The following is a 21,086-nucleotide window of genomic DNA, read 5'->3' on the forward strand; positions in this document are numbered from 1 at the left end:
CGGGCTCAGGGCGCGGGTTCCACGCCACTCCGTAATCCGCGCTCCTGCCGTTATCCTTCGGCGGTCTCCTGCGCCGGACCAAGCCAACGGCCAAACTCGTCCCCAAACGTTCGCCGTGACCAATCCTCGACCACCGCCAGGCGGTCAATCATCACTGAGGTTTGCCACCAGGTGTCCTGAGCCAGCGGCGTATAGCGGGTAAAAGCAATTGCCACAATCACAACCACCACCCCCCGCAGCAGCCCGAACCCCATTCCCAGGACCCGGTCCGTTGCCGACAGGCCAGTGGCCCGTACCAGGTGACCGATCATGTTGTTGATGATGGCGCCGACGATCAGAGTTCCGAAAAACAGAATGGCGAAGGCTGCAACCAGCCGAACCAGAGGCGTTTCCACCGTTGATTCGAGGAGTCCCTGCATCTGCGGATGGAAGGTGCGGGCAATGATGAACGCGCCGATCCACGTAACCAGCGACAGGGCTTCCTTGACGAAACCCCGCTTGAGACTGATCAGTGTGGAAACTGTAATGAGGGCAATGATGACCCAGTCAATCCAGATCAGCGTTTCCATGAATATCCCGGCAGCAAAAAGGAAACGCGGATTCTAACAGGAAACCGGGCGCCGCCAAACCGCCCGGGCATTATACCTGTGACGGACACGCAGCTTACTGACCGGCAACCCGGTCCCCGCTGGTTACCAGGCTATTGAGGCCGAATGCCTCGTCCAGGCGTGCCTTGGCTTTCTGGGCGTCGGACTTGTCGACAAAGGGACCACTGAACACCCGGGTCAGCCGGGACTCGCCATCGCCCACCTGCTGCAGGTGACCGCCATAGCCCATCTCGACCACTTTATCACGCAGGCGACGGGCGTTATCTTCCTTACCGAAGCTGCCCAGCTGGACAACCCAGGCTCCAGCCAGCGAATCCGAGAAATCCGCTTTCTGACCGGCGTCCGGAGTGGTGGCATCTTCCGAAGTCTGCCCGGGCGCTGAGGCGGTCTCGTCACCGGCGTCTGTGCTGCCCTGGCCGGTGTCTGTCACCGTCGATTCGGGTTCGGGTTCGGATTCCGGCTGCGCTGCCGCGGCTTCAGCCTCGGCCGGCTCCTCGACAATACGGTAGCCTTCCCCTTCGGAGCTTTGGTTGTCCGCCACAGGCGCGACATCATCGGCACCCTGCGGCTCCGGAGCCGTGGCAGTTGATGGCTCGTCGGCTGACATTTCCACTTCCGGGAACGGCGGTTCTTCGGGAATATTGATCGGTGTGGACTGGCGTTCCGAGTGAGGCTCGTCAAAAATCATCGGCACGAAGATCACCGCAAGCGACACCAGAACCAGTGCCCCGATAATTCTCTGTTTCAATCCATCCACCTGAACAGGCCCCCGTTCAAAGTCGCATTCAGCATGATACTAGCGGTGTCACTTCAAGAACACAAAGGCCGGCGGGTTAACAGGCTGTTAGGCTTGCCGCCCGGGCCTGGGAAACGGTAAAGAATGAGCCGAAAGCAATGATGATATCGTCGGGGCTGGCCGCTGCCAGCGCCCCTTCAAGGGCTTCGGCAACTGTGGTCGAGGTCTCGAAACCATCAACACCTGCCCCGGCAACCCGCTCACCAAGCCCGGACGCAGACAACCCGCGGGGTACCGCGAGACCGGCCAGATACCAGTGATCAACGACCGGAGCCATGGCAGCCACCACCCCTTCGACATCCTTATCGGCCAGGGCGCCGTATATACCGTACACCCGTCCGCCTGGCTGACGTTTCCGGGCAAGACGATCAGCCAGCCAGCGGGCGGCGTGAGGGTTGTGCCCGACGTCAACCAGCGTCAGCGGCTGTTTCCTGAGGGTTTCAAAGCGCCCTGCCAGTTCCAGCATCTCGACAACCCCGGTGATCTGTGACGGCGACAACGCCGGCGCCAGGTGCCGACAGGCCACCACCGCTGCCGCGAGACTCTCAAGCGGCAGCGGGCCATCGGGTAACTCAATGGTTTCATCACCCAGCGACAGCGACATCGTGCCGGCGCCCTGCCGGGTAAGCTGATAATCCCTGCCGGTCAACCGGAGCCGGACCGCTTGTGCCCCTGCCTGCTGCATTACAGAAGCTGGCGGTTGCGGGTCGGCACAGACGGCATCAATGCCAGGGCGAAGGATGCCCGCTTTTTCGTAGCCAATCACCTCTCGGTTGTCCCCGAGAAACCCGACATGATCGATATCGATTGATGTGATAATCGCGAAATCGGCATCCAGCACGTTAACCGCATCCAGTCGGCCACCCAGGCCAACTTCCAGGATCCAGTCCTCCACCCCGGCTTCCGCCAGGGCGACGAAGGCCGCCAGGGTGCCAAACTCGAAGTAGGTCAGCGAAACACTGCCCCTGGCGGATTCCACCGCCTCAAACGCACGAACCAGCGAATCATCCGGGATATCGGCACCATTGATCCTGACCCGCTCGTTATACCGGTCCAGGTGCGGCGACGTGTAAGCGCCAGTGGTGCGTCCGGAAGCCTGTAGCAACCGCTCCAGGGCTGCAACCGTGGAGCCTTTGCCATTCGTGCCGGCCACCGTGATGATGCGGCTGCGCGGGCGGGTGGGAAACAGCCTGCGCAGGACCACCAGCACGCGGTCAAGACCGAGATCGATTTCGGTGGGATGGATCGCTTCGAGATAATTCAGCCAGTCGTTGACCGGCGCGCCGGCGAGAGGAGCTTTCGCCGGCGCGGGAGTGGCATCACTGCTCTTCGGATTCATCGGCATCCGGTTTTTCAGTGATTTCAAACTCAATGGGTTCCTCGATCCCCGGTTTTTCCTGGCCACTGAACTTGGCCAGCAGATGAGCGACCCTTTCACGCATCTGGTGACGATGCAGAATCATATCGATGGCACCGTGCTCAAGCAGAAACTCACTGCGCTGGAAGCCTTCCGGCAGTTTCTCACGAACGGTCTGCTCGATAACCCGGGGGCCGGCAAAACCAACCAGCGCATAGGGCTCGGCAATATTGAGGTCACCGAGCATTGCGAGACTGGCAGATACACCGCCGAACACGGGGTCTGTCATCACCGAAATGTAGGGAACGCCTTCCTGCTTCAACCGCTCAAGCACCGCCGAGGTCTTGGCCATCTGCATCAGGGACAGAATCGCTTCCTGCATCCGGGCACCGCCACTGGCGGAGAAACAGACCAGCGGAATCCGCTGTTCCAGGGCCACGTTGGCGGCCTGGACGAATTTCTCGCCGACCACCTGGCCCATGGAACCACCCAGGAAATTGAACTCGAAGGCACAGGCAACCAGCGGAACACCCATGGTGGTGCCCTGCATGGCAACCAGGGCATCTTTTTCACCCGTGGTCTTCTGGGCGGCTGACAGGCGGTCCTTGTAGCGTTTGCTGTCCTTGAACTTGAGGCGGTCATAGGGCTCGAGTTCCGCGGCGATTTCCTCACGGCCATCCTTGTCCAGGAAAATATCGAGCCGCCGACGCGCACCTACGCGCAGGTGGTGGTTACACTTGGGGCAGACATCCAGATTCTTCTCCAGCTCCGGCTTATACAAAAAGGCGCCGCATTTCGGGCACTTCTTCCAGAGCCCTTCCGGCACGCCGGTACGCTGCTTTGACTCCGAGCGAATTTTGCTCGGCATGATTTTATCCAGCCAGTTACTCATGCTTTCGTCCTGTTCTTTGACGTCCGGATGTTTTCCACGCTCATTGAGCCAGGCTATCCAGGGCCTCGCGCATCGGATGAAGCAGATCCGTCAGTGCCTGGTTCAGTGCCTCGGGATCTGCCTGATTTCGGGCTATTGTATCGACCAGCACACTGCCAACAATTACACCATCGGATACTCTGCCAACTGCAGCGGCAGTCTTCGCGTCACGAATACCGAAACCGACACCGACGGGCAGCGCCGTCAACTCGTGGACGTGTGCCACCTTGGAGGCCACTTCCTCCACATTGATGGACGCAGAGCCGGTCACCCCCTTGATGGAAACATAGTACACGTAACCGGAGGAATGCTCACTGATGGCACGAATGCGTTCGTCGGTGGTGGTCGGCGCCAGCAGGAATATCGGATCCAGTTGCCGCTCCGCAAACAGCGGGGCTACCTGATCCGCTTCCTCGGGCGGCAGATCAACAGTCAGGACACCGTCCACACCGGCATCGGCGGCAGCGTCTGCAAACGCCTCATAGCCCATGGCCTCCATGGGATTGAGGTACCCCATCAACACCACCGGCGTATCCGTATCCGTCTCACGGAACTCGCGAACCATGGCGATCACCTGCCTCAGCGAGGTGCCATGCTTGAGCGCCCGTTCGCAGGCCAGTTGAATCACGGGCCCATCCGCCATCGGGTCGGAAAACGGCACACCAAGCTCAATGATGTCAGCACCGGCCCTGACCAGGGTATGCATAAGAGCAACAGTCTGGTCCGGTGCCGGATCGCCGGCGGTGATGTAAGGAATCAGCGCCTTGCGACTCTCGGATTTCAGATTTTTCAGTACGGCTTCAATTCGGCTCATGCCTGCTCCTGCCCTTTTCAGATCCCGATGCCATCCAACTGGGCAATGGTGTGAATGTCCTTGTCACCCCGTCCGGAGACGTTGATAACAACCATCTGGTCCTTGTCCATGGTAGCCGCGAGCTTGATGGCATAAGCAACGGCATGAGCCGTTTCCAGCGCAGGCATGATGCCTTCCACATGGGTCAGCTTACGGAACCCGTCCAGGGCTTCATCATCGGTCACCGACACGTAGTTGGCACGCCCGATATCTTTGAGCCAGGCGTGTTCAGGCCCTACGCCCGGATAATCCAGACCGGCGCTGACCGAATGGGTTCCGGCAATCTGGCCATTCTCATCTTCCATCAGGTAAGTACGGTTGCCGTGAAGTACGCCAGGACGGCCGGCACAAAGTGGCGCGGCATGCTGGCCGGTATCGATGCCCAGGCCACCGGCTTCCACCCCGTACAGCTGCACGGTTTCGTCAGACAGGAACGGATAGAACATGCCGATGGCGTTGGATCCACCGCCGACACAGGCGACCAGTGCGTCCGGCAGGCGACCGGTTTTCTCAAGTGCCTGGCGACGGGTCTCGCGACCGATTACCGACTGGAAATCCCGGACCAGCAGCGGGTACGGGTGAGGACCGGCCACGGTGCCGATGATGTAGAAAGTGTCGTCCACATTGGCTACCCAGTCCCGCATGGCATCGTTCATCGCATCCTTGAGGGTCCGCGTGCCGCTCTCCACGGCATGGACGGTGGCTCCAAGAAGCTTCATGCGGAATACATTGAGGGATTGGCGCTGGACGTCCTCGGCGCCCATAAAGACATGACATTCGAGCCCGAGGCGCGCGCACACGGTAGCAGTGGCAACACCGTGCTGACCGGCTCCGGTTTCGGCAATGATGCGTTTCTTGCCCAGGAAACTGGCCAGAAGGGCCTGACCAATGGTGTTGTTCACCTTGTGGGCGCCGGTGTGATTGAGGTCTTCCCGCTTGAGCCAGATCTGGGCGCCACCGGTTTCCTCGGTCAGGCGTTCCGCGAAGTACAGGGGGCTGGGGCGGCCCACATAATCGGCCAGATCCTTGTCGAAGGCCGCCTGGAATTCCGGGTCTTCCTTCAGGCGCAGATACTCTTTCTCCAGGGTCATCAGAGAATCCATCAGGGTCTCTGACACAAACCGTCCCCCGAAGTCACCAAAATGCCCACGGGCATCCGGAAACGCCTTCAACATATCTTCAGTCAGTTTTACAGACACGGCGTACCTCTTTGAAAAATTCAGATAGTTTGCTGGCGTCTTTCACGCCTTTGCCGGATTCCACACCACCGCTGACATCCACGGCCCATGGACGGACCTGCTCGATAGCGCCAGCAACATTAGCAGATGACAGACCCCCGGCCAATATGAGCGGCATGGGCCGCTCAGCGGGGATCAGTGACCAGTTGAACGAGCGTCCGGTGCCGCCATAGCGGTCGGGATCCCAGGCATCGACCAGCAGTCCGGAGGCATCCGAGTAGTCCATGAACGCCTGCTCGACCTGCCCGGCTTCTTTCACACGTATCGCCTTGATCCAGCGACGACCAAAAGAGGCGCAGAATTCCGGGGTTTCATCACCATGAAACTGCAAAAGATCCAGCGGCACCGTCTGCAGAACCCGCTCCACCTCTTCGGGCTCCGGGTTCACAAACAGACCGGTCAGGGACACGAAGGCTGGAACCCGCCGGGCCAATGCATGAGCTCTTTCCAGTGTGACCGACCTCTGGCTCGGCTGATAAAACACCAGACCGACGGCATCCGCACCCAGCGAGACTGCCGCATTGATATCTTCGGGGCGGGTCAGACCACAGATTTTGACTCGGGTAATCACGACGTCGCTGTCCTGGATTTCTGGTGAATATGGCTGGGTTCAATGGGCGTATTATCCTCCCGGCTGAACCAGGGAGCAACGAACGCTGGCCCGCACAGGGCGCGGGGGATACCGAAATGGCCCGGGAATCCAACATCCACCAGATAGAGCCCATGGGGCGGCGCGGTCACACCGGCCTGTCTCCTGTCCCTCGCCGCCAGTACGTCAGCCACCCATTGAACCGGCACCTGCCCTGCCCCGACAGCCATCAGGGCACCGGCTATATTCCGGACCATGTGATGAACAAAGGCATTGGCCTGGACGTCTATTACGACAAAATCACCGGACCGGGTTACCTTGATGCGCTCCATGAAACGCACCGGCGTGTTTGACTGGCAACCGGCCGCCCGGAACGATGAAAAGTCATGCTCACCCACCAGGGCCTGAGCCGCCTCATGCATCTTTTCAGCATCCAGCGGCCGGAACGTCCAACTGACCTGCCCGCGCTGAATGCCCGGACGCACCGGGTGGTTGAAAATCACATAGCGGTAACGCCGGTAGACAGCAGAAAAACGGGCGTGGAAATCACCAACGCCATTGCCGGCCCAGTGGACCGCAATATCATCCGGCAACGCTGTGTTGATGCCCATCACCCAGGACCGGAGATTCCTGACTGACGGCGTCTCGAAATGCGCAACCTGGAAACTGGCGTGAACGCCCGCGTCGGTCCGGCCGGCACACACCAGATCCACCGGGTGATTCGCCACACGGGCTACGGCCTTGGCCAGTTGCTCCTGGACCGAACGCACCCCGCTCTTCTGGAACTGCCAACCATGAAAACCGCGACCATCGTATTCAAAAACAATAACGACGCGACCATTGCCGATAGCGTTGTCCGTCGTCAGAGGCTGGGGTTCGAGAAACAAGTTGCGATCCGTTATTGATGGTGTCCTGAAAAACAAGCGCCGGCCCACGTGGCCGGCGCTCTTTCTGGGTTGGTGGGATTATAACGGATCAGGACAGATTTTTAAGAAGCTCCTCGGCTTCCGCTTTCTGCTGGTCGTCACCCTCCAGTGAGACTTCCTCGAGAATATCCCGGGCGCCGTCACTGTCGCCCATTTCGATGTAGGCCCGGGCGAGATCCAGTTTGGTGGCCGCCTCGTCGGTGCCTGCCAGGAAATCGAAGTCGTCGTCATCCCCAAGATCCGCCTCGTCCAGATCCAGAGGCGCAGGATCTCCGGTTTCCGCCGCCTCGGGTGGAGCTTCGGTGGAGTCGCCGGTTTCTGCAGCCTCTTCGGTTGGCAGATCCGGAGACGTCACTTCCTCGTCCAGAGAAGGTATCTCGGTATCATCCGGCTCCGCTTCTGCATCGGGCTCGGAATCAACACCGCCGTTACCTTCTGAGAATTCATTCATTAACGCGAGGTCTTCCTCGGACAGATCGACATCCAGCTCATCAACGACGGACTCGTCGTCATCCGATACCGACCCTTCATCACCCGTGACCTTGTCCAGCTCCGAGTCCAGGTCATCAAGGAAGGAGTCATCCAGGCCCTCGCCGGAGAGAGACAGCTCGTCATCAGATTCCGATTTATCCTCTCCTTCGACAGGTTCTTCCGGCGTTTCGCTATCGTCAATATCGAGATCCAGCGTATCGCCCAGATCCAGGTCATCCTTCTCTATTTCACCTCCGGATGTCGAAGCCTGATCGCCGTTGCCATCTTCGAGGTCGAAATCCAGAGTGTCGTAATCGAACCCTTCATCCGGTGACGCATTTTCACCGCCCGCATCATCCGTCGACTCATCCAGATCATCCATGGACAGATCGAACTCGATGGCCTCATCGCGGGCATCGGTCGTCCCGGAGCCCTCTGAAGCTGGCTCTCCGAACTCATGTGCCAGAGACTCTTCAGACGCCGATTCAAATTCATCGGATTCAAGGTCATCACTGGAAGACGGCAGATCGTCGAAGGACAAGTCGTCTTCAGCTTCATCGGAGCCTGAGCCTGCCAGGGATTCGGAGCGCAACTGGGACTCCAGGTCATCGATGCTGGGCGTGGCCTCGGCTTCGTCCAGGCGGCGCTTCAGCTCATCCGCCTGTGCTGTCACGTCATCATCCTCAAAAGCTGCCAGCTCACCGTATTGCCGCTCAAAGGCCTCACGATCCTGGCTGTCGGCGTACACGCCAAGCAGCTTCAGACGCAGGTCGGAGCGGCTCGGCTCCCGGGAAATGGCCTCTTCGAGCACTTGGGCCGCCTGTTCGTTGCGGCCATACGCCAGGTAGTTGTCCGCTTCAGCGATGGGATCGCCACCGTCCGGTTTTTCTTCGTCGGTCTCGCCATCGAGACTGAGATCAAAGCCGCCCGTACCGGACTCAACCTCGGAGTCCTCATCATTGGTGAATTGCTCGTAAAACGCCTTTTCCTGCTGGGCCCGGCGACGCATCACCAGCATCAGCACAAGAAGCAGCAGTACCAGCCCGCCACCCAGGGCAATCTGATACATCGGATTATCGAGGATCATGCCAATGATATTGCCCGGGAAAGATCTCTCACGGGGCGGCTCCTGATCCTGCTGTACCGGAGCAGGCGCTTCGGCTTCCGGCTCTGGTTCTGGCTCGATGGCCGCGGGCTGCTCAGCTTCAGCCACGGCATCGGTTGCCGCCGGCTCTTCGGCGGCAACCGGTTCAGCGTCGTCCTGGGACTGGGTATCGCCTTCACCCTGAGCTGCGTCACCAGTCTCAGACTCGCCGGAAGCGCTGTCCTGTTCAGAACCCGTTGCCTGGGCAGCTCCCGCTTCGGGCGTTGTCGACTCCACGGTTTCGGAGGCACTGGCGTCGTCGGAATCCATGGCCTCAGTCGTGGCCGACTCTTCTGACGGCAGGGATTCTGAATCAGTGCTGCTTGCATCCTGGCCGCCAGAGCCTTCGGCCGCAGGCGCGTCGGTGGCAACCGCATCGTCCTGGGCGGCCTGGTTCTGCATGTCAGCAAGTTGCGTGTTTTTAAGCTCAAGCAGGCGCTGCAGTGTTTCCACCTGGTCCTGCAGATCTTCCATCCGGCTACTGAGCTCTTCATTCTCACGGCGGATCGCATCCAGCTCTTCGGCTGCCACAGCCGAACCGGCGTCAGCACCACCAGGCTGTTGACCATCACCACCGGCGGAGCCGCCCTCCTCGGCAGAACGTGACGTCTCGCTTTCGTTATCAGCAACCAGTAGCTTCAGTTCGCTATCGTCCCCGGCGGCCTCTCCGGCAGGCGCACCGGACTGGGCCGTAGCCGTCGCGTCGACAGTCTGACGGGACTGGAATTCTTCATTCTGGCGGGCAAACAGTCTGCTGGCCTCGGCACGGCTGCGGCTGCGCATCTGCTCCATCGTGGGAACACGCAACACCTCGCCGCGTTTCAGGCGATTGATATTGCCCCCCATAAACGCGTCGGGATTTTCATCCTGAATCGCCAGCATAACCTGGGGAATGGAAACGGAACTATCCGGACGCACCTGCTCGGCAATGCCCCAGAGCGTGTCGGATGGGCCGGTCGGCCCGAGTGTACGCGGCCCGGTGCTGCGGGACAGCGAGCCCTCGGCTTGCGCCTGACGACGACGGGATTCGGCGGAGCGTTCCGGGGCCGCAGCCTGCTGGGAAGACGTCGCCGGTGCCTGGACCGGCTCCTCAACGCCGGATTCCTCCGCGTAAACGGGCGGATCAACCAGCACTGCGTATTCACGCAGCAGACGGCCATTGGGCCAGGTCAGTTCCAGCAGGAAATTGAGATAGGGTTCGCGGACAGGTTCACGGGAGGAGACATCGATAACCAGGCTGCCGTCGGCACCGGTTACCACTTCAAATTTCAGATTACTGAGAAACTGGTTCCGTTCAAGGCCAACCCGCCGATAGGCCGCTTCCGGCGCCACGTTGACGATGACGTCATCCGGCGTCATTCCCCGACTCTGGCGCAGCGTTATTTCGGCATCCAGAGGCTCGTTCAGCCACGATTGCAGCTCCATTTCCCCGAGTCCGAGGGCATGCGCCATTCCGGAACCGAGCCCTCCTGCCAGCGCCAGGGCAACCGCAAGCTTGCGTACCTTCATGCTTCTTCCTTTCCAGTCTCCGTTATTCCTGACTGCCGTGTGTCGACAGAATCGGACGAGGTTGGCTATCTACCGTCTTGTTCTTCCTGCGCCTGTGTCGCAAAGATACTGTTAGATCTGGCAAGTATTGTTGATAACATCCCTTTTATCAATCACACAGCTGCAATCCTTTCACTGCCTTTTCAATAATTAGCCGGAACTTCCTAAGTAACCTACGAAACTCATGGCAGTTTTATTAACTCTATGAAAAATAACAGGGGCGGACCCTGAAATCAGCATCCGCCCCTGTTGGCCTTCCAAAAACCGGACACAGTTGGCATTAATCTGCCCCCTGAACCCCGGCCTTAGCGCTCCTGAAGGATCCGCAGCATACGACGCAGGGGCTCGGCGGCACCCCACAGCAGCTGGTCACCCACGGTGAACGCCGAAATATACTCCGGCCCCATGGTCAGCTTACGGATCCGGCCAATGGGAATACCCAGCGTACCGGTTACCTTCGCCGGCGTGAGCTCCTCCATGGTGGCATCCTTTTCGTTGGGAATCACTTTCACCCAGTCATTGGCCTTGGCCAGGATGCTTTCGATTTCGGAAACCGGAAGATCTTTCTTGAGTTTGATGGTCAGCGCCTGACTATGGGAGCGCATGGCCCCGATCCGGACACACAGACCGTCGATGGGAATCGGGTTGTCGCTTCGACCCAGGATCTTGTTGGTCTCAACGCCCGCCTTCCACTCTTCCTTGCTCATGCCGTTATCGAGCGGCTTGTCGATAAACGGAATCAGGCTGCCTGCCAGCGGAACGCCGAAGTTGTCAGTCGGAAAATCACCTGAACGCATGGTGTCAGTCACCTTGCGATCAATATCCAGAATCGCGGAAGACGGATCATCGAGTTCCGCTTTCACGGCGCCATTGAGCGCGCCCATCTGGTTCAGCAGTTCACGCATATGCTTGGCACCGGAACCGGACGCCGCCTGATAGGTCATGGGCGTGACCCACTCCACCAGATCCTGCTCCAGCAGTCCGCCCAGCGCCAGCATCATCAGGCTTACAGTGCAGTTACCGCCGATATAGTCTTTCACGCCCCGGTTCAGAGCGTCATCGATGACGTTACGGTTGACCGGATCCAGTACGATCACAGAGTGATCAACCATCCGCAGCGTTGAGGCGGCATCAATCCAGTAGCCTTCCCAGCCTGCGTCACGCAGTTTCTGATACACCTCACCGGTGTAATCGCCACCCTGGCAGGTAACGATCACATCCATGCTTTTCAGGGTGTCGATATCGAACGCGTCCTGCAGTGGCGGAACGCCGTCCTTGCCTACGTCCGGAGCCGGCTTCCCGGTCTGGGAAGTGGAAAAGAACACCGGATCGATGTCGGCAAAATCGTTTTCTTCACGCATGCGCTGCATGAGCACGGAACCAACCATGCCACGCCAGCCTACAAGTCCAACTCGCTTCATGGGCGACCTTTGAACCTCGTTGTTTTATGCCCGCCCGCTACCGTTATCGCTGGCAGGGACAGGATGGGTGATCCCGCAGCGGCTGCGTCCCGCCGCTGTCGGGTCTTGTTTGCCGGTCAGGAACCGTCTTTAAAGCGCATTGAGAACAGCATCGCCCATTTCCCGGGTACTGACACGGGTGGCGCCCTCCGACATGATGTCGGCTGTTCTCAGGCCCTGATCCAGCACTTCGCTGACCGCTGCCTCAATTGCCAGGGCAGCCTCTTCCTCTTCCAGACTGTAACGCAGCATCATCGCGGCGCTCAGAATGGTGGCCAGCGGGTTGGCAATGCCTTTACCGGCAATATCCGGTGCCGAACCGTGACAGGGCTCGTACATACCCTGTTTCTGCGAGTTCAGCGACGCGGATGGCAGCATACCGATAGAACCGGTCAACATTGCCGCTTCGTCAGAAAGAATATCACCAAACATGTTGCCAGTCACAATCACGTCAAACTGCTTGGGCGCCCGGACCAGTTGCATGGCCGCGTTGTCCACGTACATGTGTGACAGCTCCACATCCGGATATTCCCGCTTCAGGTCTTCCATGATTTCGCGCCACATAACAGTGACTTCCAGCACATTGGCCTTGTCCACGGAGCACAGTTTCTTGCCGCGCTGCTGGGCGGTTTCAAAGGCGACCCGACCGATACGACGAATTTCCGATTCGGTATAGGCATAGGTGTTGTAACCCTGGCGCTCACCGTGCTCCAGATTACGCACACCCCGGGGCTGGCCGAAGTAGATACCGCCAGTCAGTTCACGCACGATCATGATATCCAGGCCGGACACCACTTCCGGTTTCAGAGACGATGCCGAGGCCAGTTGCGGATACAGAATGGCCGGACGCAGGTTGGCGAACAGTTCCAGGTTTGAACGCAGCCCGAGCAGCCCCTTCTCCGGCCGTTTGGCCATCGGCAGACTGTCCCATTTCGGACCACCCACCGCGCCCAGCACGATAGCGTCCGCTTTTTCCGCCTTGGACAGGGTCTCGTCAGGCAGAGGCGAATCGGTTTCGTCGATGGCGGCACCGCCAACCAGGGCGGACTCAAAGTGCAGATCGAGCGAGAATTTTTCATTCACACGGTTCAGCACCTTTTCGGCTTCGGCAACGATTTCCGGGCCAATGCCATCACCTGGCAGCATCAATACAGTACGGGACATCATCATTTCCTTGTTCTCAGTTTCCGGAATTGAACAGCCAGGGAGCGGTCTGCCTGCGTTTTTCTTCATAGTCGCGGATCAGGCCGGCATCTTCCAGGGTGACACCGATGTCGTCCAGACCATTGAGCAGGCAATGACGGCGGAAGTCGTCCACCTCGAAGCTGAAAGACTCGCCAGATGGCGTGGTCACCGTCTTTGCCTCCAGGTCGATCGAGAGCTGATAGCCGTCATTCTCCTCGGTCTCAAGAAACAGTTTATCGACCACATCTTCTTTAAGAACAATAGGTAACAGGCCATTCTTAAAGCAGTTGTTGTAGAATATGTCGGCAAAGCTCGGAGCGATAATCACCCGGAAGCCGAAATCATCCAGCGCCCAGGGCGCGTGCTCACGGCTGGAGCCGCAACCGAAGTTGGAGCGGGCCAGAAGCACGCTGGCGTTCCTGTAGCGATCCTGATTAAGCACGAAATCCGGGTTGATCGGGCGCTGGGAGCAATCCTGATCCGGCTTGCCTTCGTCCAGATAACGCAGTTCGTCAAACAGATTCGGGCCGAAGCCGGTGCGCTTGATCGACTTCAGAAACTGCTTGGGAATGATCATGTCCGTATCCACATTGGACCGGTCCATGGGGGCGACAACGCCCTGATGTTGCGTAAATGCGCGCATGGTGTCTCTCCTGTGGATCAGTTCATCAATTCGCGGACATCAATAAAATGGCCGGTAACGGCCGCTGCCGCTGCCATGGCCGGGCTTACCAGATGGGTACGGCCACCGAAGCCCTGACGACCCTCGAAGTTCCGGTTGGACGTAGAGGCACAATGCTCGCCCTGCCCCAGTTTATCGGCGTTCATCGCCAGACACATGGAGCAACCCGGATCACGCCATTCCAGACCGGCTTCGATGAAAACCTTATCCAGACCTTCCTGCTCCGCCTGGGCCTTCACCAGACCCGAACCCGGCACCACCATGGCCTGCTTGAGGCTCGGGGATACCTTGCGGCCCTTGACCACGGCGGCGGCTTCACGCAGATCCTCAATGCGGCTGTTGGTGCAGGAACCGATGAACACCCGATCCAGCTGGATGTCGGTGATATTCTGGTTCGGCTTCAACCCCATGTATCTCAGGGCGCGGACAATGCCTTCGCGCTTGATCGGATCGGCTTCCTGCTCCGGATCCGGTACCTTGCCTTCAACACCGGTGACCATTTCCGGAGAGGTTCCCCAGCTTACTTGCGGCTGAATGGCGGAACCGTCCAGCTCGACGACTTTGTCGAATTCGGCATCAACGTCACTGTGCAGCGTGTTCCAGTAAGCCACGGCCTTGTCCCAGGTTTCGCCCTTGGGCGCAAACGGACGGCCTTTGACATAGTCAATGGTGGTGTCATCCACGGCCACCATCCCGACACGGGCACCGGCTTCGATGGACATGTTGCAGATACTCATGCGGGCTTCCATGCTCAGGCCGCGGATCGCCTCGCCACCAAACTCAATGGCATAGCCGGTGCCGCCGGCGGTACCGATTTTGCCAATAATGGCCAGGACCACGTCCTTGCCGGTCACGCCCGGCGCCAGCTTGCCATCGACCCTGACCAGCATGTTTTTCATCTTTTTCTGGACCAGGCACTGGGTGGCCAGAACGTGCTCGACTTCGGAAGTGCCGATACCGTGGGCCAGACAGCCAAAGGCGCCATGGGTAGAGGTGTGGGAGTCACCACAGACGATACTCATACCCGGCAGAGTCGCGCCCTGCTCCGGCCCGATCACATGCACGATGCCCTGACGCATGTCCTTGATCTTGAATTCCAGGATGCCGAACTCGTCGCAGTTTTTATCGAGAGTCTCCACCTGCGTCCGGGACACCGGGTCAACAATGCCGTCGATACCGCGCTCACGGTCGGTGGTCGGCACGTTGTGGTCCGGGGTGGCGATATTGGCGTCAATGCGCCAGGGTTTACGACCGGCCAGACGCAGGCCTTCAAACGCCTGCGGCGAGGTGACTTCGTGCAGCAACTGCCGGTCGATGTAAATCAGCGCGGAACCGTCGTCCCGCTGTTTGACCAGATGGTCATCCCACAATTTGTCGTATAAGGTCTTGCCCGCCATGATGCTCTCTCACTCTTTTGGGGGTTCTGTTTTATGGCACTTCCTGAAGTTTACCCGCCCATGCTTGATAACCTCAATTCATGTTTTTTATTCATTGCATTCCATTCCGGAATTCTTCATTGTTCTTTTGAGACTCAAAGCCAGGTTAACTGCAGCTCCGTGCCGGACGCGAGTCGGCGGGATGCCTTGCCAAAAGACGCTCGAGCCGTCCATGGGCGCTTGTTTCGGGCCATCCCTGGCCCTCAAAACTTTTGGCAAGGCATCCCCACCAACTCGCTCTTGGGCGATTGCGCAAAACGCTCTCGTCTCCAAACTTTCTAATCCTTCACTGGAGGTGAGATTGGTATCAGAAGGCCTGACTTACATGACTTCAATACTATCCCGGCAACGGTGCGCTATTACCCAAGCGCGACAAGCGGTTTCAGGGGCCTTCTCCCAAAAATTTCGAAGGCCATGGATGGCCTGAGAGAAGCGCACATGGACGTGCTCGTAGCGGTTTTTGGGAGAAGGCCCCTGAGACCGCGACTATCGCCAAGCTGGCAGGCTAACGAGCATCAGGGCAACTCACAGGTAAAGAAAACATGGACTCCAACTCGCTAAAAGCGTTTCTATGCATTGTGGACCAGGGCTCATTCTCGGAAGCGGCCGAAATCCTGCACCTGACCCAGCCGGCCATCAGCAAGCGTCTGGCGACCCTGGAAAACCAGCTAGACACCCGGTTGGTGGATCGCAGCCACCGGGAAATCCGCCTGACCGACGCGGGCGCCAGACTGCTGCCCCATGCCCGGAAGATCCTCGATGAAATACACAACGCCCGTCATTCCATTACCGCCAATAACGAAACCGTCGGCGGGGAATTGCATGCGATTGCCAGCCACCACATCGGCCTGCACCACCTGCCCGACTGGTTACGACGATTCCGGCGGGAGTATCCCCAGGTCGATCTGAACCTCCAGTTCATGGAATCCGACGCTGCCTATACCCAGATGGACAAGCGCAACGCCGAGCTGGCCTTCGTCACCCTCAGTGACAGCATGAACCCGGAATTCAGCATTCTGGCCCAGTGGCCCGACCCGATGGCCTTCGTGGTGGGCGCAGACCATCCACTGGCGGACGTCCCAAGCCCCACACTCAGGGATCTGGTTCCACACCCCGCCCTCGTGCCGGATACAAGCTCAGCCACCTATCGCGTGGTCAGCCGCCTGTTTCTGGAAGAGAACCTGACGCTCAAGCCGCTGATGCCCACCAACTACCTGGAAACCATCAAAATGATGACCAGCGTCGGTCTGGGATGGAGCGTGCTGCCGGTAAGCATGCTTGATGACAGCCTGCGGGTTGTCCCGGTCCCGCACCGGGTAAGCCGGGTTCTTGGCGCGATCGCCCTGTCCGGGCGAGAGCTCGGCAAGGCGGCACAGGCGCTGCTCGACATTGTCGAACAGCAGGAAGGTATCAACAGGGGGCGGGATCAGGCCTGAGTATCCGGCGCCGGCGGTGGTTCCAGGGCTTTCCAGCAGATAACCAGGGCAATCGCCATGGCCGCCGCCCCGCCCCAGAAAGCTGCCGACGTACTCACCCCGTCGACAAGGAACCCCGACATCCAGGCCCCCACGGCGCCACCTGCACCGAACGTCAGGCCGCTATATAGGGCCTGGCCCTGACCATGATGGTGGTGGCCGAAAAAGCCCTGGATGTACTGCACTGAAACCGCGTGCAGCGCCCCATAAGACGCCGCGTGTAACAGCTGGGCGAAGATCAGAACCGGCAGCAGCCAGGTCAGCTCGGCGATCAGTGACCAGCGCAGCATGGTCAGGGCCAGCGCCCCCAGGACAATCTGGCGGACCGTAAAGCGCCGGGATAACCGGTGCATCACCAGGAACAGACCAATCTCGGCCAACACCCCCAGCGACCAGAGCAGCCCGATCGCCAGCTTGCCATAGCCATTCTGCTCAAGATGTATGCTGAAGAAGGTGTAGTAAGCCCCGTGGGAAACCTGAAGCAGAAAGTTCATCGCAAAGAAGGCAATCACCGCCGGGTGGGTGACAATGGCCTTGAGGCTGCCTTTGGGCGCCGGAGGTTTTCTCTCACCCCGCTCCGAGGGCACCAGAAAGGTGGAGACGGCAATACCGGCAAACACCGGCAACAGCAGCCACGGTAACTGACTGATCTCGATGATCTCGAGCAGCCCGCCGATCATCGCCACTGAGCCGATAAAACCGACCGACCCCCACAGTCGGACGCGACCATAACGATCCCTCTGGGCCCCCAGCTCCCGGAGGGTAATCACTTCATAGAGGGGCAGGACCGCATTCCAGAAGAAGGTAAAAACCAGCATGACCAGCAGAAGCCCGTAAAACCCCGGTTCCAGGAAGACCCCGGCGAAAAACAGTGATCCGGACAGAGCCCCGAAGCGCACCAGCCTTACCCGCTGACCGCTCCGGTCACCGAGCCAGCCCCACACATTGGGGGCCACAACTTTGGTCAACTGGATCGTCGCCATCAGGGTGGCGATCTGGAGGTAGGAAAAGCCCTGCCCCTCCAGATAGAGGGACCAGTAGGGCAACAGCCCCCCGAGGAGGGCGAAAAACCAGAAGTAGAGATTCGACAGCCGCCAGTAGATGGTAGCGCCTCCTCTCGATCAGAGTTGTTTGAGAACGGGCGTGTCTACACTGACATCGCCATTCTGGCCGCGATGACGCAGATAATGATCCATCAGCACGATGGCCATCATGGCCTCGGCAATCGGTGTGGCACGGATGCCGACACAGGGATCGTGGCGCCCGGTGGTCACCACCTCTACGGGGTTACCATCGACATCAATGCCCTGCCCCGGCAGACGGAGGCTGGACGTGGGCTTAAGTGCCATGCTGGCGACAATCGGCTGGCCAGAGGAAATCCCGCCGAGCACACCGCCCGCGTTATTGGACAGAAAACCGTCCGGGGTCATCTCATCCCGGTGTTCAGTGCCCTTCTGGGTAACGGATTCAAAACCGGCACCGATTTCCACGCCCTTCACGGCGTTGATGCTCATCAGCGCGTGGGCCAGATCTGCGTCCAGGCGGTCGAATATGGGCTCACCAAGGCCCGGCGGCACGCCATCGGCGACCACATTGATCCGGGCACCAATGGAATCCCCCTCCTTGCGCAGCGCATCCATGTAGGCTTCCATTTCCGGCACCTTGTCGGCATCCGGGCAGAAGAACGGGTTCTGGTGTACCTGATCCCAGTCCAGTTTCTCTATGCTGATCGGTCCCAACTGGGACAGATAACCACGGATACGGATTCCCAGACGCTGCTCAAGGAATTTGCGGGCCACCGCACCGGCTGCCACGCGCATGGCGGTCTCGCGAGCCGAGGAACGGCCGCCACCGCGATAATCCCGGATGCCATACTTGTGGGTGTAGGTGTAGTCCGCATGTGCCGGGCGGAACTGCTGGGCAATCTTGGAGTAATCCTTGGAACGTTGATCGGTGTTTTCAATCAGCAATCCAATGGGCGTCCCTGTGGTGCGGCCTTCAAAGACACCGGAAAGGATACGGACCTCATCGGCTTCCCGGCGCTGCGTGGTATGGCGCGAGGTGCCGGGCTTTCGGCGATCCAGGTCCCGCTGCATATCCGCTTCCGACAGTTCCAGCCCCGGCGGGCAACCATCAATGATGCACCCCAGGGCAGCGCCGTGACTCTCGCCAAAGGTCGTGACCGTAAACAGTTTACCGAATGTATTTCCCGACATAATTCAATATCTTATCAGTGTAATTAAAAGTGCTTCCCCAGGATGGACTGTTCAGCCGCCTCGGCGCTCCTGCCATTCACGCAGGTCCCGGGCGAACAACAGGAATACACCGTCGCCCCCGTTTTCGAACTCCAGCCAGGTCAACGGCAGATCCGGATAGGCTTCATCCATGGCCAGCCAGGAATTACCCACTTCGACAATCAGCAGCCCGTCTTCGGTCAGGTGCTCGGAGGCCTTCGCGATGATGCGGTGGGCGATGTCCAGCCCATCGTCACCGGCGGCCAGGCCCAGCTCGGGCTCGTGATGATACTCGCTGGGCATGCCCGCCAGATCCTGCGCATCGACATAGGGCGGGTTGCTGACAATCACATCGAACCGACCGGTCACCTGGTCAAACACATCGGATCTCACGGTCTGTACCCGGTTCTCAAGCCCGTGCAGACGTATGTTTGCGTCAGCCACCGACAGGGCCTCTGCCGATACATCCGAGAGCACAACCTCGGCGTCCTCGAAAACCATCGCGGCGCCAATACCAATGCAGCCGCTGCCCGTACACAGATCCAGCACGCGCTCGACATCAACCTCCCCGAGCCAGGGTTGCAGACCGTTTTCGAGCAGTTCGCCAATCGGCGAGCGGGGGATCAGCACCCGCTCGTCCACCTGGAACGGCATGCCCATGAACCAGGCTTCGCCAAGCAGGTAGGCCACCGGAATCCGCTCAGCGATACGACGCTCAACCCGATCCAGGATCAGGGTTCTCTCCTCACGGGTCAGCCGGGCATCCAGGAAGACATTGTTGTTTTCCTGTGGCAGGTGGACGCTGCGCAAAACCAATTGTACCGCCTCATCCCAGACATTGTCGGTGCCATGGCCGTAGTAGAGGTCGGAACTGGCAAACCGGGAGCACGCGTAACGGATGAGATCACGGATGCTGTGCAGATCATCGGCGGGGCTGGTCAAAACAATGGTTCCTGAGGATGTGAATGTAGCGGCGGATTATACGCTGTTTCCCCGCTCACCTGCAGCCATTGATTAAAGCGCCAGCGGCCCGGAGCTGCAGCGACGGGACTCATACCGGTCCAGCGCCGCGGCCATGCGCTCGCGGCCAAGCTGAATCAGTTCCGGCGCCTTGTGATAGTCATAGCTTCGGCAGGCATTCTTGGGCACATTGACCAGAAGATCCGGTGGATAACCGGCAATCTTGTACTGCACCAGCGCGCTCTGCATGGTCTCGATGGTCAGGTTCATGACATCAAACTTGCCAATACCCAGCTTGTCCCAGTCGATAACCTCGTTATCCTCTTCGCGGGTGGTGGGCGCGTTCGCCAGATCTTTCTTGCCAGCGAAGAGTTTGGGATTTTTCGATTTGCGCTCGATCTCCCGGCTGATTTTCTCCTCCGGTGAGTCATCGGTTTCGGGCCCGGCCTTACGTGCGGCAAAGGCCTTGAGCGCATCCCAGTCAAACCAGCGCGATGCCTTCTCGCGGACGGTATCGAGCCACTCCTCCATTTCGCCACTCAGTTCTTCCTCCTCGAATGCAGCATCAGGGATACGATCACACTGATCGTCCTCGCCACTGAGGTTAACGGCGACAATCATGTCCGCATGGGAGGAGATGGTAGGAATAATAGGCAGGGGGTTAAGCAGTGCACCATCGACCAGTACGCGACCATTAAGCACCAGGGGCGTCACCACACTCGGGATGGCCACGGATGCCCGGATCGCCTGATCCAGACGCCCCTCCTGGAACCAGATTTCCTTGTGGCCAAGCAGGTCGGTGGCCACCGCCGTGTAGGCAATTGGCAGATCCTCGATCAGGGTGTCGCCCAGGATTTCACGCACCACCGAGAACACCTTTTCACCGCGAATGGCGCCAACAGAGGTGAACGTGACATCAAGCAGTTTCAGGACATCGAATTGCCCCAGGCCGGTGACCCAGTCCTTGTAATCCTTCAGCTTGCCGGCGCCATACATGCCACCAATCAGGGCACCCATGGAGCACCCGGAAATCGCCTTGATGGTATAGCCACGTTCAACCAGCACCTCGATGGCGCCAATGTGGGCATAGCCTCTGGCACCGCCACTACCCAGTGTCAGCGCAACGGTCTTGCCCTGGCCGGTTTCCCGCATACGCTTACCAGCGCTGGCCGGCGCCTCTGCTGGCGAAATCC

The 21,086-nt window shown here is 59.3% G+C and carries 18 protein-coding genes; 1 reads left to right on the forward strand and 17 read right to left on the reverse strand.

The window, feature by feature from the left end; genetic code table 11:
- Positions 1-50 precede the first annotated feature (50 nt).
- The 13 genes from HNR38_RS05560 to leuC all read right to left on the reverse strand — a co-directional run bounded on the left by HNR38_RS05560 (position 51) and on the right by leuC (position 15,185).
- The gene (locus HNR38_RS05560) at positions 51-569 is read right to left on the reverse strand and encodes a CvpA family protein (RefSeq protein WP_183700603.1); all 519 of its coding nucleotides are present in this window, start codon (positions 567-569) and stop codon (positions 51-53) included.
- 94 nt (positions 570-663) lie between these two features.
- Positions 664-1,365, reverse strand: a complete 702-nt coding sequence (locus tag HNR38_RS05565; protein ID WP_183700605.1) for an SPOR domain-containing protein — start codon at positions 1,363-1,365, stop codon at positions 664-666.
- 76 nt (positions 1,366-1,441) lie between these two features.
- A complete protein-coding gene (gene folC, locus HNR38_RS05570) occupies positions 1,442-2,749 on the reverse strand; it encodes a bifunctional tetrahydrofolate synthase/dihydrofolate synthase (RefSeq protein ID WP_183700900.1) in 1,308 nt (435 codons plus the stop codon).
- Positions 2,724-3,653: an acetyl-CoA carboxylase, carboxyltransferase subunit beta gene (gene accD, locus HNR38_RS05575; RefSeq protein ID WP_183700607.1), complete on the reverse strand. Its 930-nt coding sequence runs from the start codon at positions 3,651-3,653 to the stop codon at positions 2,724-2,726. Before accD ends, folC begins: the two co-directional genes overlap by 26 nt.
- Positions 3,654-3,693: 40 nt before the next feature.
- Positions 3,694-4,506 (reverse strand): tryptophan synthase subunit alpha, encoded by an 813-nt coding sequence (trpA, locus tag HNR38_RS05580; RefSeq protein WP_183700609.1) that lies wholly within the window; start codon positions 4,504-4,506, stop codon positions 3,694-3,696.
- Between the two features lie 17 nt (positions 4,507-4,523).
- Positions 4,524-5,732, reverse strand: a complete 1,209-nt coding sequence (gene trpB, locus HNR38_RS05585; protein ID WP_246362483.1) for a tryptophan synthase subunit beta — start codon at positions 5,730-5,732, stop codon at positions 4,524-4,526.
- On the reverse strand, positions 5,725-6,354 hold the full coding sequence (locus HNR38_RS05590) for a phosphoribosylanthranilate isomerase (RefSeq protein WP_183700611.1): 630 nt from the start codon (positions 6,352-6,354) through the stop codon (positions 5,725-5,727). Before HNR38_RS05590 ends, trpB begins: the two co-directional genes overlap by 8 nt.
- Positions 6,351-7,259, reverse strand: a complete 909-nt coding sequence (gene truA / locus HNR38_RS05595) for a tRNA pseudouridine(38-40) synthase TruA (protein ID WP_183700613.1) — start codon at positions 7,257-7,259, stop codon at positions 6,351-6,353. The genes HNR38_RS05590 and truA overlap by 4 nt, the downstream gene beginning before the upstream one ends.
- 88 nt (positions 7,260-7,347) lie before the next feature.
- Positions 7,348-10,422 carry a FimV/HubP family polar landmark protein gene (locus tag HNR38_RS05600; RefSeq protein WP_183700615.1) on the reverse strand — a complete coding sequence of 1,025 codons (3,075 nt, stop codon included), beginning with the start codon at positions 10,420-10,422 and terminating at the stop codon, positions 7,348-7,350.
- Positions 10,423-10,766: 344 nt separating this feature from the next.
- Positions 10,767-11,882 carry an aspartate-semialdehyde dehydrogenase gene (gene asd / locus HNR38_RS05605; RefSeq protein WP_183700617.1) on the reverse strand — a complete coding sequence of 372 codons (1,116 nt, stop codon included), beginning with the start codon at positions 11,880-11,882 and terminating at the stop codon, positions 10,767-10,769.
- 129 nt (positions 11,883-12,011) lie between these two features.
- Positions 12,012-13,085, reverse strand: coding sequence for a 3-isopropylmalate dehydrogenase (gene leuB / locus HNR38_RS05610; protein ID WP_183700619.1), 1,074 nt, complete (start codon positions 13,083-13,085; stop codon positions 12,012-12,014).
- Between the two features lie 16 nt (positions 13,086-13,101).
- Positions 13,102-13,749, reverse strand: coding sequence for a 3-isopropylmalate dehydratase small subunit (gene leuD / locus HNR38_RS05615; protein WP_183700621.1), 648 nt, complete (start codon positions 13,747-13,749; stop codon positions 13,102-13,104).
- Positions 13,750-13,766: 17 nt separating this feature from the next.
- On the reverse strand, positions 13,767-15,185 hold the full coding sequence (leuC, locus tag HNR38_RS05620) for a 3-isopropylmalate dehydratase large subunit (RefSeq protein ID WP_183700623.1): 1,419 nt from the start codon (positions 15,183-15,185) through the stop codon (positions 13,767-13,769).
- A gap of 581 nt (positions 15,186-15,766) precedes the next feature.
- Between leuC and HNR38_RS05625 the strand changes: the two genes are divergently transcribed.
- Positions 15,767-16,660: a LysR family transcriptional regulator gene (locus HNR38_RS05625; RefSeq protein WP_183700625.1), complete on the forward strand. Its 894-nt coding sequence runs from the start codon at positions 15,767-15,769 to the stop codon at positions 16,658-16,660.
- Here the strand turns inward: HNR38_RS05625 and HNR38_RS05630 are convergent.
- The 4 genes from HNR38_RS05630 to HNR38_RS05645 form a co-directional block, all read right to left on the reverse strand.
- Entirely contained in the window at positions 16,651-17,802 is a 1,152-nt protein-coding gene (locus HNR38_RS05630; protein ID WP_183700904.1) for an MFS transporter, read from the reverse strand. The two genes, HNR38_RS05625 and HNR38_RS05630, sit on opposite strands and share 10 nt — an antisense overlap.
- 18 nt (positions 17,803-17,820) lie before the next feature.
- Entirely contained in the window at positions 17,821-18,915 is a 1,095-nt protein-coding gene (aroC, locus tag HNR38_RS05635) for a chorismate synthase (RefSeq protein WP_183700627.1), read from the reverse strand.
- Positions 18,916-18,966: 51 nt separating this feature from the next.
- Positions 18,967-19,875: a 50S ribosomal protein L3 N(5)-glutamine methyltransferase gene (gene prmB, locus HNR38_RS05640; RefSeq protein ID WP_183700629.1), complete on the reverse strand. Its 909-nt coding sequence runs from the start codon at positions 19,873-19,875 to the stop codon at positions 18,967-18,969.
- A gap of 72 nt (positions 19,876-19,947) precedes the next feature.
- Positions 19,948-21,045, reverse strand: a complete 1,098-nt coding sequence (locus HNR38_RS05645) for a patatin-like phospholipase family protein (protein WP_246362484.1) — start codon at positions 21,043-21,045, stop codon at positions 19,948-19,950.
- Positions 21,046-21,086: the final 41 nt, after the last annotated feature.

The organism is Marinobacter oulmenensis (genome assembly GCF_014201735.1).
In the GTDB taxonomy this organism is placed as follows: domain Bacteria; phylum Pseudomonadota; class Gammaproteobacteria; order Pseudomonadales; family Oleiphilaceae; genus Marinobacter; species Marinobacter oulmenensis.